This window comes from Paenibacillus sp. FSL R5-0623, from assembly GCF_037974265.1.
GTDB lineage: Bacteria > Bacillota > Bacilli > Paenibacillales > Paenibacillaceae > Paenibacillus.
Genome location: NZ_CP150233.1, coordinates 2,091,249 through 2,105,999, shown reverse-complemented (window position 1 = coordinate 2,105,999; position 14,751 = coordinate 2,091,249). Strand labels below are relative to the sequence as shown.

Annotated in this window: 12 protein-coding genes; 4 read left to right on the top strand and 8 right to left on the bottom strand. The window is 44.5% G+C overall.

The features are described 5' to 3' along the window. The first annotated feature begins 47 nt into the window (after positions 1-47). The 3 genes from MKY92_RS09690 (at position 48) to MKY92_RS09680 (ending at position 1,536) form a co-directional block, all read left to right on the top strand. Entirely contained in the window at positions 48-467 is a 420-nt protein-coding gene (locus MKY92_RS09690; RefSeq protein WP_221823224.1) for a MarR family transcriptional regulator, read from the top strand. Positions 468-492: 25 nt separating this feature from the next. Further along, positions 493-1,143: a nitroreductase family protein gene (locus tag MKY92_RS09685; RefSeq protein WP_076209073.1), complete on the top strand. Its 651-nt coding sequence runs from the start codon at positions 493-495 to the stop codon at positions 1,141-1,143. Positions 1,144-1,239: 96 nt separating this feature from the next. Next, positions 1,240-1,536: a putative quinol monooxygenase gene (locus tag MKY92_RS09680; RefSeq protein ID WP_339300420.1), complete on the top strand. Its 297-nt coding sequence runs from the start codon at positions 1,240-1,242 to the stop codon at positions 1,534-1,536. Positions 1,537-1,644: 108 nt separating this feature from the next. On the opposite strand, the gene MKY92_RS09675 is transcribed toward MKY92_RS09680, so the two are convergent. The 6 genes from MKY92_RS09675 to MKY92_RS09650 all read right to left on the bottom strand — a co-directional run bounded on the left by MKY92_RS09675 (position 1,645) and on the right by MKY92_RS09650 (position 9,883). Continuing rightward, the gene (locus MKY92_RS09675) at positions 1,645-2,565 is read right to left on the bottom strand and encodes an NAD(P)-dependent alcohol dehydrogenase (protein WP_339300418.1); all 921 of its coding nucleotides are present in this window, start codon (positions 2,563-2,565) and stop codon (positions 1,645-1,647) included. A 93-nt stretch (positions 2,566-2,658) separates the two neighbouring features. After that, positions 2,659-5,349 (bottom strand): LuxR C-terminal-related transcriptional regulator, encoded by a 2,691-nt coding sequence (locus MKY92_RS09670; RefSeq protein ID WP_339300416.1) that lies wholly within the window; start codon positions 5,347-5,349, stop codon positions 2,659-2,661. Positions 5,350-5,533: 184 nt separating this feature from the next. Beyond that, positions 5,534-6,883, bottom strand: coding sequence for an FAD-binding oxidoreductase (locus MKY92_RS09665; protein ID WP_076318379.1), 1,350 nt, complete (start codon positions 6,881-6,883; stop codon positions 5,534-5,536). Between the two features lie 112 nt (positions 6,884-6,995). Beyond that, positions 6,996-7,517, bottom strand: a complete 522-nt coding sequence (locus MKY92_RS09660; protein WP_339300413.1) for a MarR family winged helix-turn-helix transcriptional regulator — start codon at positions 7,515-7,517, stop codon at positions 6,996-6,998. 44 nt (positions 7,518-7,561) lie between these two features. Next, on the bottom strand, positions 7,562-8,371 hold the full coding sequence (locus tag MKY92_RS09655; protein ID WP_339300412.1) for a lysophospholipase: 810 nt from the start codon (positions 8,369-8,371) through the stop codon (positions 7,562-7,564). 462 nt (positions 8,372-8,833) lie between these two features. Beyond that, complete coding sequence (locus MKY92_RS09650) at positions 8,834-9,883, bottom strand: LLM class oxidoreductase (protein WP_339300411.1); 1,050 nt, start codon at positions 9,881-9,883, stop codon at positions 8,834-8,836. Between the two features lie 152 nt (positions 9,884-10,035). Between MKY92_RS09650 and MKY92_RS09645 the strand changes: the two genes are divergently transcribed. Then, positions 10,036-11,451 carry a PLP-dependent aminotransferase family protein gene (locus tag MKY92_RS09645; RefSeq protein ID WP_339300410.1) on the top strand — a complete coding sequence of 472 codons (1,416 nt, stop codon included), beginning with the start codon at positions 10,036-10,038 and terminating at the stop codon, positions 11,449-11,451. Positions 11,452-11,590: 139 nt separating this feature from the next. Here MKY92_RS09645 and MKY92_RS09640 read toward each other — a convergent pair whose 3' ends face one another. Beyond that, positions 11,591-14,017, bottom strand: coding sequence for a flavocytochrome c (locus tag MKY92_RS09640; protein ID WP_339300409.1), 2,427 nt, complete (start codon positions 14,015-14,017; stop codon positions 11,591-11,593). A gap of 13 nt (positions 14,018-14,030) precedes the next feature. Further along, on the bottom strand, positions 14,031-14,648 hold the full coding sequence (locus MKY92_RS09635) for an NADPH-dependent FMN reductase (protein WP_339300407.1): 618 nt from the start codon (positions 14,646-14,648) through the stop codon (positions 14,031-14,033). Positions 14,649-14,751 lie beyond the last annotated feature (103 nt).

Genomic DNA, 14,751 nt, shown 5'->3' with positions numbered 1-14,751 from the left:
AACATACGCCGTTGTTCATGATTCAGATTCACCCGGGAGGTCTAGTCATGACACGTATTGTTTCCAAAGAAGAACAAATCATCAATCTGTTGAACGTGTTGGGTAACAAAATCAGTCCCAAGTTTGAACGCTGTACAGGTATCAGTTCCTCTCGCTTCGAAATTCTGCATGAGCTGGATCAGGTAGATGAGATTAACCAATCCATGCTGCAGAAAATCATTAACATTGATAGTGCTGCGATTACACGCCACTTGAAACAGCTTGAGGCGGACCTGATGGTTACAAGACGCAAGAACCCCGACGATAATCGGGTCACTTTTGTTCGTTTGACGGACCACGGTCGGAAACAGATTGAAGGCTACAAAGCAGAGAAGACCAATTTTATCAACCAGATTTTACAGGATTTCAGTGAAGACGAAGTTCAGTCACTCGCCGATCTCCTGGAACGTATGCACAACAATTTCTAAACCCATATAGAGGAGAGATCCATGAATGAGTACAATTCAAAGCAAATTCCAAAAAACCAATGATTTTAACGAAATTACCTACGGTCGCCGTTCTGTTAAACTTTACGATCCTGAAGTGAAGATCAGCCGTGAAGAGATGACAGAAATTCTGTCCGAAGCTTCCCGTGCACCATCTTCGATCAATCTGCAGCCTTGGCGTTTTCTGGTTGTTGATACGGCTGAAGGTAAAGAAAAGCTTGCTCCACTTGCGAGATTTAATCAAAATCAAGTGTTGACTTCTGCCGCTGTTATTGGCGTATTTATTGATATGAACAACGTTGAATACATGGATGAGATTTTTGGTAAAGCTGTAGAACTTGGTTACATGCCACAAGACATTAAGGATATGCAGCTCAAAACTGTAATGCCTTATTACGAAAAGATGGCTGCTTCCGATCTTCGTGACGTTAACCTGATCGATGCTGGCCTTGCTTCCATGCAATTGATGCTTGCTGCTCGTGCTCATGGTTATGACACCAACCCAATTGGTGGTTATGAGAAAGATCAAATTGCAGAAGCATTTGGCATGGACAAAGAGCGTTATCAACCTGTTATGTTGATCTCGATCGGTAAATCGGCCAAAGAAGGCCACCCTTCCTACCGTCTGCCTGTAGAAACCATCACAACTTGGGCATAATATCAGGGACGGTTTCCCTGTAAGTTCGATTATATTGGTTAGTAACCATACATTCTTAACACATTCCAAACAAACACAATATGGAGGTTATACATTATGATTATCATTCACGCGCATCTGCAAGTTAAACCGGACCAAGAGCAAGCATTCCTCGTATCTGCGAAAGAACTGATTGCTGCAACACGTCAAGAAGAAGGTAACATCAGCTACGATTTGGCAAAAAGCACAGAACGCGAACAACAATACACGATGATCGAGCTGTGGAAAGATGAAGCTGCTACAGCTTCCCACAACACAAGCGCGCATTTCCAAGCTTTTGTTCAACAAGCAGCAGCATTCATGGCCGCTCCAATGAACGTTGAAGTATTTGCTGGAGAACAAGTTAAAGCATAATAGCTGAATGGCTGATATGCGAATTGGCATGTAAAGAAGCCGCTCTTGGTCATATGACCGAGGGTGGCTTTTTCATTCCTTTGAAAAGTAAGTTCGACACACTGCCAATTAGTTCTCATGTTTGACCGTAATCACGACATTTCCCCTCTTTCGCCCTGTTTCCACATAGCGATAAGCTTCCTGAATTTGCTCCAAGGCATAACGTCTGTCAATCACCGCTTGCATCTTACCAGCCTCCATCAACTCTTTAAGAAGTATCAGATCCTTCGCAGTAACCCTTGCGATGCCTTGCCCATCAACAGTGACATATGTGCCGTTAGGTACCAATAGGTGCCGACACTGACCTTTCGAGACTTTGCCAACTGCATCCAATATCAGATCATACCGCTGACTTGTTTTTGTAAAGTCTTCCTTCATATAATCGATAACATGCTCGGCACCAAGTGACTTCGCGAATTCCACATTCGTTGTACTGCATACCCCTGTCACTTCTGCTCCAAAATACTTTGCAAGCTGTACAGCAGCAGTTCCTACGGCTCCCGAAGCTCCATAGATGAGCACTTTCATTCCCCGTTTTATGTTTCCTTTGAGCAGAAAATATAAGGCCGTAGTTCCACCGAACGGAACAGCTGCTGCTTCCTCATACGTTGCATTAACCGGTTTCAAAGTGACGGGATCCTCTTCAGATAGACATATATACTGAGCATGGGCACCGAAACGCATTCCATTTAGTGCATATACCTGATCACCTAAATTAAATCGCTTCACTTCCTTGCCGATCGCCGTAACTTCGCCTGCTAACTCTACGCCCAGAATCGAATTTCGGGGTTTTCGGATTCCCAAAAAAAGACGCATGGGTATCCAGTACAGGAATGGGCTATTAAAACCGCGAACTCTACAGTCCCCCGATGTTACGGTTGTTGCATGTATTTTAATCTGAATCTCATGCTCTTTGGGTGATGGCTTCGCTATATCTTTAAGCTGCAACACATCTGGTGATCCATACTTTGTACATATGATAGCTCTCATATCTTTCCCCCCACATGTTCCTGTTTGCCATGAGTATATCGGGAAGTGGGTTCGGCCCCTAGATACTAAAGTATTGTTTCAAAGATACATCCGTTACAGGAGTTTCCATTCACGTGCTTTTGCCACGGCTTCGGTTCGTCGCTTCACCTGCATTTTGTCAAAAATAATCCGGTTATGTCCTTTCACGGTAGGCAGCGCAATATGAAGTATCTCACTAATCTCCCGATTGGATCTTCCCTGCGCAATCAGATGTAATACTTCGAGCTCTCTCACACTTAACGGATCAATTCGCAGTTCAGAAACGTACGGATATACATCTGTCTCTTCCGAAATCATTTCTATTCTGTTGTCCTCACCTTCATCAAATGCAGCCAGTAATTGAAGCAGATATAAATGTGAGTCACCACGTGCTCTCATACTCTTCAAAAGACTGTGCACAACAACACCTTCGTCTACAAATACACGAATGAAGCCTGCTGGCTCTGCCATCATCATGGCCTCAGTCAGGAGCTCGATAGCTTGTGTTCTATTTCCATGTTCCTCATGGATAACCGCCAGAAGGATTGTTGCCTTGAGCTGTTCATCCTTGAAGCCTTTGGTTATGGCCAAGTGAAGACAGGATTCCATCATACCAAGTGCTCCCAAGGTGTTCCCCTGCTTCAGCAATACTCTGGTCTGACTAAGCGCATGATTTCTGTCCCATGATAATCGTATTGCCTTTTTCAGATCGCCCTGACGAAGGAGCACAAGAACGTATGCAGCAGTAATATCAGGGATCGCCTTTGTAAAATTTAACCGTTGGGCCTTTTCGTTGATTCTATCTAACATAAAAGCGGCTTGAAGAAGATCCGCCTTCGCAAGCGTCACTCGGGCGAGCCATAACTCACTTGCAACAACCCTGTCGGTTTGGACAAATTGATGTGCCAACTGCACACTCTGTTGAGCGTGTAACATCGCCACATCAAGCTTATTCCATTCGTAATGAACTCGCGCCAGACCCAAGTGGGCTTCACAAGCAATGGGTAGCGGTGGCTTACCTGCCATATGTACCACCTGCTGATAGGCTTCAGCCGCCAGGTGTAGCTGATTGTTAGATTCCTGCATATTCCCCATGCCCAGTGTCGCCATCATCGTGATGATATGATGTCCGATCCTGGTACTGTTCGATAATGATTCCTCGTAGGACAATTCGGCTTCCACACGTTTTCCCTGAAGCTGGTATGCATATCCTAAGGTCCAAGCTGTTGCTGCACGAATGGGCAGATTATGAGGATGCAAATATTTGAGTGCTCGAAGTGACTCCGTAATAATCGTATCCGCATCGTGCCGGCTGACAGCCAGCGTGGCTCGGATGGAGGCAATATGTCCGATGAGATCAGAATTGATCTTTTCAGGTTCCATATTTTGTAACGCTTGTTCAGCAGACTGCAATTTGGGTTCGACGTCTATCATATGTCCTGACACTAACAACGCAGCCGCATGCATCACCCATAGGGAAGGTATTGAATCCATTTCTGCTGAGGATAGAGAACTCAACCATTGCAAGGCAGGAACAGCACCCCCGCGAAAAAGAAGTGGCATACCTTTACCTTCCAACAGATCCGATGCCCGATGAGTATCTGCCGCAGCTACAGCATGATTGAAAGCCTCCAGCTCCATTTGATGCTTCTCATACCAGATACTCGCTCGCTTATGTATCTCAGTAACAGACAGTTCGGTCTGCGCTGTGCCGGCATAATTTGAATTCTGGTGTACTCTTTTACGCAATAAATCTGCAAACAGATGATGGTAACGATACCATCGCCTCTCATTGTCCAAGGGAACGATGAAAAGATTGGCTTGCTCCAGCCACTCCAACATGTCCTGTCCGGTAAAATCAACGGATTCATGTTCCTTGGGTTCATCTATATCAAAGATCGCATCACACAATGAACCGCATAATCGATCCAACATGCACGTTTTCAATAAAAAGTTCTGTACCTGTTCGGTAAGCCCTTGTAATATTTCTTCCATTAGATAGTCCAGTACAAATGGGTCCCTGCCACTGAACGTTTCCATAAAGTGATTTAGATCAGAAGAACCCTGCATGGATAAGGCCGCTAACTGCAACCCGGCCACCCAGCCTTCTGTTCGTTTTTCAAGGAGAGCGACATGTTCCTCTGAAAGTTTCAATCCCATGATCCGATCCAAAAACTCACTACATTCGGCAGAAGTAAACCGCAGATCACTACCACGTATTTCAATCAATTCCCCCTTTGCCCGCAGTCGAGCCAAAGGTAACTTGGGTTGCTGACGCGTAGTCATGACGATATGCATATGCGGGGGCATGTGCCTCAGTAAGTAGGCAAGCGCTTGATGGATCACTTCTGAAGTCATGAGATGATAATCATCCAGAACAAGTACAAAATGATCGGTTATTTCAGAAACTTCATTAAGAAGGTATGTAATAATGGTCTCATTAGGTGGCGGTTCGGAAGATTGAACAAATCCCATGATTCCTTCAGCAAGCTTGGGGACAATCGTCTGTAACGAAGCACATAGATATGTCAAAAAACGTGAAGGATCGTTATCCGCTTCTTCCAGCGAGAGCCAAGCTGTATCTATTAAAGAAGACTTAACCCATTGATTGACTAGTAGTGTTTTTCCTGATCCTGCAGGAGCAGAGACCAGTATGAGTTTAGCGTGCATCCCCTCGCCGAAACGGACATACAGGCGGGGACGATCCACTACATGGGAGCGCTGAACTGGAATGGTTAATTTCGTAGATAAGATCGGTGCATACATGAGCTATACCTCCATTCAAGGGTCGAACAGCAACTGTATCGTTTCATATATCGTTTTGGCATCTATACTACCATAAATATCAATAAGACACGCCATAAAAGACGTGTCTTTATTATTAATAGTACATAGATGAATTTAACTTCTAATTAGCACTAGCTACTGTTAAAAAATGAATGGCTCTACCTTACACTATCCGAGCCGGAGTGATACTTTGTGGATTGTTAAACACATTTTTCGGGTCATACTTGGCTTTGACTCTCCGCAGTCTGGCATAGTTGGCTCCATAGTACACTGGACCGGAATTCTTGATCCCTTGGTCTGGAACGTTGATATAGGAACCCACAATGTATGGTTGCAATTTCTTGCGAGTATTACGAGCGAGTGCGATATTTTTGGCGGCATGGGATGGTTTGAGCCACGTACTGGTCCATTCCACATAGAACTTCTCTTTACGCCAGAAGAAGGCGGTTGATCTAGGTGATTTGCGACTTACTGCTCCGCCCCAGTTGAGGAAATAGAATCCGCCTGGTCCCTCTTCCAGGTTCTCCAAAAATGTTCGCATCGATTTAATGGCTTTGTCGGGGAATGGTTTTCGTCCAAAACCGGACGAGAACTGGTTGCTATACCGTTGAGTCTCGGTCGGATCAGGTTGTAATAAGAACTTCACAACTTCCGTGTAAGGTAACAAACGAACAATGGAACTTGTCGGTGTGCCAACACTCGTAATCGGCTGCAATAGACGGAGTGCCTCTGTTTTTGACCCTAGGAACAGCCCCTCCATGACAACATTGCCACCCTTTTTCGGTCCGATGGACAACTCGCTGCCCAGTCTTGTATCCACAGAGGGAGCCCACCTCTGCCATACTTTGAGCACCTTTTCGAATTGAGCCCATGGCCAGGTGATTTTAAATACAGTCGCCTTCGCTGGAGCACGGCGCACTTTGAATTTGTAACGGGTGTATACTCCGAAGTTACCACCGCCCCCTCCCCGCGAGGCCCAAAAGAGATCCGAATTACGATTTTTATTAGCCCGAATCACTTTTCCTTTGGCGTCCACCATCTCTACCTCAAGCAGGTTATCACTGATGAGTCCAATCGTACGCTGGAGAGGCCCAATTCCCCCACCTAACGTAATTCCACCGATCCCTACAGTAGGGCTGTCACCAAAAGGAGCTATGAAACCTTGCTTGGCAAGGGTATTCGCAATTCTTCCCACTCGGTTTCCTGTTCCAACAACAACCGTTCCATTTTTTTTATCAAGCTTGATGGAATTCAGATCACTCACATCAATCACGATACCACCATTCACTTGTGAAAGATTAACCTCAAGCGCATGTCTTCCACTCCTCGGCCTGATCGGTACATTGTTTTCACGAGCCCATCGGATAGCGTTGGATACATCTTTCGTCTTTTGGGCAAAAACAAAAACTTTAGGATATTTATCGGTATGCGGGTCCCAGTTCTTGCGCGCCGCTTCGTATCCCGGATCTCCTTTATAAATAACCCGTCCGGTAAGCTTTGTTGATGATTTCACACATCCCACTCCCTGCTGAATAATTGTCCTACAGCCTCTGCTGCATCAAGCACTTTATACTGTATGACGGACATTCGCGGAGGGAATGGGCTGTTGCCCTTAATTTCAAGGTTCATGTTTCAGAGGAATCAATTCTGATTAACTTGCGCGCTTCCTGTTCTTTTTCACCATACCAGACGAGCACGTCGGCAAACAAATCCATGATGCGAACAAAGTTTTGCTTATCTGCTTCTGAAATCTGATCTGCATACTTGAAAATCTCATCAAAGCACAGCTCCCTTACAAATTCGGTATACTTCGTATATACCTCGCGACCTTTCAGCGAAGGTTTGACGTATATGTCTTTGCGGTTACCGCTTAAATGAAATTTTTCGAGCAGACCTTTTTCCGTCAGATTCTTCACGTTCTTGGAAAATGTACTGCGGCTTACGCCCAGTCGTGCGGCCATTTCCGACATCTTCTCTTCCTTGTCCTCGGCTTCCAGAATGTATTCCAACGTTTGAATCTGTGAAGCCGAGAACATCATGTCTGTTCCATAACTTCGTTGCAACTTGTACGTGTTCGAGTACGCATTACCGTATTTGATAATTTTCTCAATCAGTTCCCGATGGTCGCCCATCCAATCTAATTTCATGAGTAATCCCTTTCATATTCAGATTCTCTCTTACTCTACTGAAATCAGATTCGTTTTTCAATCCATGTAATTGCTTCTTCAATAACATCATCACGAGTCGGTTCATTAAATATCTCATGCATCAGATGAGCATAAATTTTGAGTGTTTTATCCGTGGAAGCAATATCGCCGTAAAAGTCACGGGAATCCTTTTCGCTGACCAGTCCATCATTTGCTCCGTGCAGTACAAGCACGGGATCTGTAAACTGCTTGGGGTTCTCCTTGAGCCATGTTATGCCATTTCCCAAGCTGTTAAATAAATCTACAGAGATCTGCTTTTCAACCAGCGGGTCATTCGCGTAAGCGGATACAACTGCGGGATCACTGCATACGCCGCTGCCCAGCTCATTTGGGAAATACGTGCCTGCAGGAAGATCCATTGGCAGTTCTCCGGCAACTTTTGTATTGTATCGAGTGAGGGCTCCGGATAGTACGATGCCTTTGACCTTGCCTGGATATTTCGTTCCAAAGGACGAGGTTGCAAAACCGCCCATACTATGTCCGATGATAAATAGCGGAAGATCGCCACTCTCTTGCAATGCCGCCTCAACAATGACATGAACATCTTCAATAAGATGATCAAATTCTTTATAAAACGTACGCTGTCCCTCGGATCTGGCATGACCACGATGGTCAAACCGATACACGCTAAACCCACGCTGATTCAGCTTCTCTGTCAAATAATCGTAGCGCCCTGCATGCTCAGCTAGTCCGTGAACAATGACTACAGCTGCCTTCGCATCACTAACTAAATTTTTACTAGAATATAGGCGAGTACCGTCAAAAGATTCGATTGTTGTTTCAATTATACTCATAATATTTCCCATCCCTCTCGTTACGCTCAAGCACCAAACAATTAAAATTCTTTAGCACAGGGCGTTATTCGTATACTTAAGAATGAAGTCCTTATAATTATATTTGATAAGAACAATATAGTTTCTTACAGAAACAATATTATCACCGTCGGCATCCCTTGTCTATATTTAATTAAAGCGTTTACATAAAAGTATGTCATACCTTTGGCATCATCCCTGATCTGCTGTATCGAGTCGATTTACAGCTTCATGCACGCACGCGGACTAAGCTACGCATTCGCTACCTGAACAATCCATAACGAAAAAAACGCCATAATATATTTCGTAATGACGTCTTTTTCGTTATGGTACCTAGGGGATCGAACCCCTGACCTTATCGCTGCCAGCGGATCGATCCTCTTCTGATCGTTAACAGAAATGCGGAGAAAAGCCATCTTTGTCATCAGACAATAATTTTATGCTCTACCACCCTGTAAACAATGGCTTCGGACTCACATGCGTAGGAAAGAGCGGCAATACTTCCTCTGCCAACTCCTGAATCACCTCAGCAGGAGGCCGACTCGAAAAATGAATGCCTAGTGCAGCATGATTAACTCCCACCGCTCGCCATTCCTCCAAAAGCTGAATCAAACCTGCCCGACCTGTACGTAATATGTACCCGCCACGAAGCGGTGTTCGAGGATAATTGACATCTTCCACAAGATCAATCCATTCGTTGGTCATATGCGGCTTGAACATGCCATTAGGTATTTTTTCACGCCAGGCACTAATCTTATGGCCAAGCATCTGAGGACCGGATTCGTTTGCCGTTGCTTCGGGATACGTAAGCCAGCCGTCACTGTTCTTCGCAATCCAATCTAAAGACTGCCTGCTTGAGCCTGTCACAACGAGCGGAATACCACCAGCTGCTGGTTTCGGGAGTAATTCAAGCCCTTTCAATTGACCAAGAGAAGATTGAATTGCGCCAGTTCTATCCTGTATAAGCTCACGGAAAAACTCCACCGTCTCCCGGAATCGCACATCACGATGCTCCCCATCTATCCCATATGCCGGAAACTCAGCAGGTCGGTCGCCAGAAGCAATCCCTAACACAAGTCGTCCGCCCGAGAGTACATCAATGGATGCAGCTGCCTTGGCTAAATCAATCGGATGGCGAAGCGTGAAGATCGCGCTTCCTGTTACTAGGGAAACGTTTCGGGTTCTTGCAGCAAGATAGGCTAGATAGACAAATGGGTCAAATACTTGTCCAGCATCTCCAAAGCCGGGATCAAATAAAGGGACATCTCGCACCCATACGGCAGCAAAATTGCGTTGATCAATGCTTTCCACGAGGTCAGCTTGACCTTTTAGAACATCCATGTGTCCTTTATAGAATTTAAGTGGTAAAAACAGCCCTATTGTTAATTGGTCTGGGGCAAACATACGGCGGAAACCAGGGTGTTGATTGAAGTTTTCCACCGCTTGTGTTGACGGATTTTCTATTCGTTCCATAACATCTATAGGTTTGTTCATTCCTTCTCCTCCTACAACAATAGTAATCCAGTGCACTGATATCTTTTCAATTCGACCGGAACTGATATAATTGTAACCATCGATTGACCCCATAAGTAGTGACAACTCTCAACAAAATCATAGGGTCAGTTCTGGCAACGAGGAGGATTAGCATGATTGAGTTGACATTATTGTTGAACAGAGAGTCTGGAGATCCGTTATACACTCAGCTTTATCACTATATTAAGAAAGATATTTTGAACGGAAAGTTACCAGCCGATAGTCGTCTTCCCTCTATTCGTTCACTATCCAGCCACCTCCACATTAGCCGTAATACAGTCGATATGGCCTATCAACAGTTATTAGCCGAAGGTTATGTCCAGAGCAGACCTAGAAGTGGCTTATACATAATGGATTTGAAGCTGGAAGCATTGCCCTTGTCCCATGTAGTGAGTAAGGATTGGTTGGAAAACAGTATTCAGGATAGCCCAGAGATTCGATACAATTTTCGTTATGGTGACGTAGATGCTGAGCATTTTCCATTTGCCACTTGGCGCAAGTTATCCAATCAGAGCTTGCTCCAGAACCAAATGAAGTTGTTCTCCTATGGCGATCCTCTTGGAGAACCGGGACTTCGATCTGAAATTTCAAATTACCTGCACAGCTCTAGGGGAGTAAATTGTTCACCTGATCAAATTATAATTGGAGCTGGTGTTCAATACCTGCTCGGTGTGTTATCTGGATTACTAGGTGATGTTAGTCATGGTATCGCGATGGAAGACCCGGGATATGACGGTGTTCGGACGGTTTTTCAACATAAAGGTTTGGACATTCACCCGATTCCGCTGGAAGCAGATGGACTTCATATCCATAAGTTATACAAAAGCAATTCCCGCATCGTCTACATTACACCGTCACATCAGTTCCCCTATGGAATGGTCATGCCGCTGGCCAAGAGAATGCAATTACTGAAATGGGCAACAGATCAGAATGGGATCATTATTGAGGACGATTATGATAGTGAGTTCAGATATGTCGGCAAACCGATACCTTCCCTGCAAAGCCTGGATACTCAACAGCGAACCGTTTACCTGGGAACATTTTCAAAGTGCCTTCTTCCTTCATTACGAATTGCGTATATGGTTCTACCACAGACCATGTTAGAGCTACACCGTAAACAAGACTACCGATTATATGATCAAACGGTCTCTCATTTTCAGCAGAACACCTTAGAGCTGTTTATGAGTAATGGACATTGGGAAGCCCACATTCGCAAGATGAGGAAGGTATATCGACAGAAGCAATTTACACTCATTTCAATGATTCAGAAGATGATGGGTGCTCAAGTTACCATCATTGGTGAGGATGCAGGACTTCATATTTTGTTGCGTGTACATAATGGAATGGATGAACACAAGCTGATTGCTACTGCTGAGAAGGAAGGTGTCCAGGTCTACCCGGTATCCCCCTTTTGGGCGCAACCAGCTCAAGCGGAGCAATCCATGGTTCAGATTGGTTTTGGTGGATTGAGTATTGAGGATATTACAGAAGGCGTATACGCCCTTCACCGGGCTTGGTTTGGGGTCTGAGAACATTCGTGTGACCACGACCACAAAACCAAAGCATTTCCACATCGAAAAAACCCGCTTAACACTCGAAAATCCTTGTGTTAAGCGGGTTCTTTACATATGGGAAACCTAGAGTGATCTATATTTCTTATTTTACATTCTAATCATTCATCTCATCAACAGCAGTCTTACCAGCGATTCGGCCAAAAGTAAAGATATCCGTCAAGGCATTACCGCCTAAACGGTTGCCTGCATGTATACCTCCTGCAACTTCTCCAGCGGCATACAGATGTGCAATCGGCTGACCGTTTTCATCCAATACGCGAGTTTGGGTGTCGATCTTAATTCCGCCCATGGTATGGTGAACTGCCGGCTTTCTAGGTGTGGCATAGAATGGAGACTTCTCGACTTTTAAGCTAAACGTATCCTTATGGAACTCCGGATCAAAGCCCGCATCCACATATGAGTTATACTTATCAATCGTATTTCTAAGAGCTTCAGGTTCCATTTTGATTTTCACTGCCAGTTCTTCTATGGTATCGGCTCTAAACAAGGTACCTTCTTCGACTTGACGGTCTATTTTTTCCTGGCTTGTGTTCGCTGCCGTTTTCTTGATCTCGTCATCCGCAATCAGGTAAAATAAACTTCCCTGCTCGATTGCTGCTTTCGTTAGGACATCTCGTCCAGAGAATTCATTAACAAATCGTTCTCCCTTTTTGTTAACAATGACAAAGTTTTCAGGCGGTACTTGCAGTCCACTGAAGAGTTCGCCCGTATCCGGATCGGCTACCGGCATCATTTGAGTGAAGCCCATGCCTGTCAGCGCTGCTCCCGCACTCTTACCAAGCGATATTCCATCACCAGTCATCGCATAGGAATTTGTTGTTTTGATATCATCGTCAATATGGCTCCAGTACGTGTTATATTCCTTGAGCATCTGTGTATTTGCACCAAAACCACCACTAGCAAGAACAACCGCTTTAGCATGAATGGTAATTTTCTGCCCGTTAACTCCGGTTGCGATGACACCTGTTATTTTTCCATCTTTGATGATCAATTGTTTGACCGGGCTATCTGTAATCATTTTTCCTGAATGCTCTTCTACATATTTGCTAAGTGCAATGATAAATGCAGAGCCATAACTTTTGACAGGTTTATGGCCGCGGCGCCAAAGAGCACCCACTGGAGCAAATACGATACTCTTATCATATTCAACCCCGATATCCTCAAGCCACGTTACACTTTCCAAGGCACGGTCTGTAAGTACTTTGACCAGATCGTATTGTCCGTAGATCATGCTCCCATTCAGGTCTGTACGTTTGCCCCCAAAATACGTTTGCATTCTGTGAAGAAGTGGCGAGTCGAATAAATAAGCTTTTTCTGTGCCGAACTTTTCCTGATATGCAGTAAACTCTTCTTTGAGTGCATGGAAATCATCTACATATTCTGGATGGATCAAGCTCTCATCGGTACTTAATAAATTCTCAATCGTCTGTCTTTCCCCTGGATTCTCAGTGAACTGTTGTTGCCATACAGGATCTGCAGCATTGACAGGACCACCTGAGCGGATCGTATTTCCCCCAACAGCAGGATATTTCTCAAGTACAATCGCACTTGCTCCTTGTTGTAAAGCTGTAGCAGCAGCACTGAGTCCTGCGCCACCTCCACCTACAACGACCACATCGCAAGTGTATTCTTCGTCATCTTTCATCTGGCTGCTAGCAGGTTTTGGACGTCTTTTCAGGATGTCAGGATTCACTCCGGCAAGCTTAACCGCTTTGGCTACACCATTGATGACAGCATTACTGGTTTCAGAAGCACCGGAGAGAGCATCTACATTCAGCGTCTGTCCCTCAATGATTTTATTCGGAATTCTTATAAAAACAACATCGGCAATGCCTTCGGTTTCACCCTTCGAATCAATATCGATGCTTTCAATTCTATTTTCACTAAAGGAAACCTTCATCGGCAGATTGCCACTGTGACCTATGGCATTGATCTCATACACACCGGGTCTATAGGTAAACTCCTCTTCTTCGTTGAGCTGATTTGAAATTTTGGCAAACCGAAGGAACCGCAGGAAACATGTTTCCAGGAAATCGATCGTTCCTTCATTGTTCAGGTTGCCTGATTCGTCAAATGCTTTATGTGCGCTGCCAAGCAAAAACTCATACCCTGGCATCACATTAGCTTCGACACCTGGTGCATCCAGAATTTGACGAAGATGCAGCTGTGCACGCGAGGAACCTTGTGTTCCCTTTGACGCACCTATGATCATCACAGGTTTTCCAGCCAGCGGATGGATTTCAAAGCTCAACCATTCCAGCAGGCTTTTAAGGGATGAAGGGATGGAATGGTTATATTCTGGAGTCGCAATAATGACACCATCACTTGCCATAATTTTTTCATTAAACGATTGTATAATGGCACTGTTTGTTTGGTTATCAGACTGATTAAACATCGGAACATCTGTAATATCGAGGATTTCAATGGCTGCTCTGGACTCAAAATGCTTTTGTATGAATTGAAGTAGCTTGCGATTATACGATTTCTTTGCATTTGTGCCAACGATCGCTATGATTTTCATTGTGATTAGCCCCCTACTCTTGCCAGGAAAATTTTTTCGTTTTTTTCTTCAACGTCCTTTTTGATAACAGTTCCGTAGTGATCTCCGTAAACAAAACAAACTCATTGAAAATTTCGTCAAGCTCGGCCACTTTTTGAGCTTCAATGAGATTACCACTGCTATCAAATGCACGCTGTGATTTTCCCAAAAGAAACTCGCTGCTAGGCATCATTCTCGCACCAAGCTCAGGCGAATCCAGGATTTGTCTAAGATGCGCTTGTGCCCTGGAAGAACCGAGTGCACCATGTGAAGCACCCACAATCAGAACAGGTTTGTCTTTCAAGGTTTGAGTGGTATAACTGATCCATTCCAGCGCACTTTTCAACACGGCAGGGATCGCATGATCATACTCGGGAGTAGCGATAATGACACCTTTCGCTTTAGAGATTTGATCTAATAAGTCTTGTACCTTCACAGGAATATCAACTTCAGCATCCTCTATTTCATCTTTTTCAATAAAAGCAGGCAAATCCTTAATTTCATATAAATCAATCTGGGCTTCACTAGCAAAATGCTTTTGCATAAATTGAAGTAACGTCCGGTTTGTAGACACATCCGAATTCGTGCCTGCGATAGCTAAATAATTCATCATAATCCCCTCTCAGTCATACGAGATGATGTTCGTAAATGTCAGACTCGATCTTTCGGCATAACTCTAACATATCAAAGCTCAAATGATCTAATAGTTATTCATT

Coding starts and splice junctions, on each gene's coding strand:
- MKY92_RS09690 (WP_221823224.1), top strand. CDS start 48: ATGACACGTATTGTTTCCAAAGAAGAACAAATCATCAATCTGTTGAAC.
- MKY92_RS09685 (WP_076209073.1), top strand. CDS start 493: ATGAGTACAATTCAAAGCAAATTCCAAAAAACCAATGATTTTAACGAA.
- MKY92_RS09680 (WP_339300420.1), top strand. CDS start 1,240: ATGATTATCATTCACGCGCATCTGCAAGTTAAACCGGACCAAGAGCAA.
- MKY92_RS09675 (WP_339300418.1), bottom strand. CDS start 2,565: ATGAGAGCTATCATATGTACAAAGTATGGATCACCAGATGTGTTGCAG.
- MKY92_RS09670 (WP_339300416.1), bottom strand. CDS start 5,349: ATGTATGCACCGATCTTATCTACGAAATTAACCATTCCAGTTCAGCGC.
- MKY92_RS09660 (WP_339300413.1), bottom strand. CDS start 7,517: ATGAAATTAGATTGGATGGGCGACCATCGGGAACTGATTGAGAAAATT.
- MKY92_RS09655 (WP_339300412.1), bottom strand. CDS start 8,371: ATGAGTATAATTGAAACAACAATCGAATCTTTTGACGGTACTCGCCTA.
- MKY92_RS09650 (WP_339300411.1), bottom strand. CDS start 9,883: ATGAACAAACCTATAGATGTTATGGAACGAATAGAAAATCCGTCAACA.
- MKY92_RS09645 (WP_339300410.1), top strand. CDS start 10,036: ATGATTGAGTTGACATTATTGTTGAACAGAGAGTCTGGAGATCCGTTA.
- MKY92_RS09640 (WP_339300409.1), bottom strand. CDS start 14,017: ATGAAAATCATAGCGATCGTTGGCACAAATGCAAAGAAATCGTATAAT.
- MKY92_RS09635 (WP_339300407.1), bottom strand. CDS start 14,648: ATGATGAATTATTTAGCTATCGCAGGCACGAATTCGGATGTGTCTACA.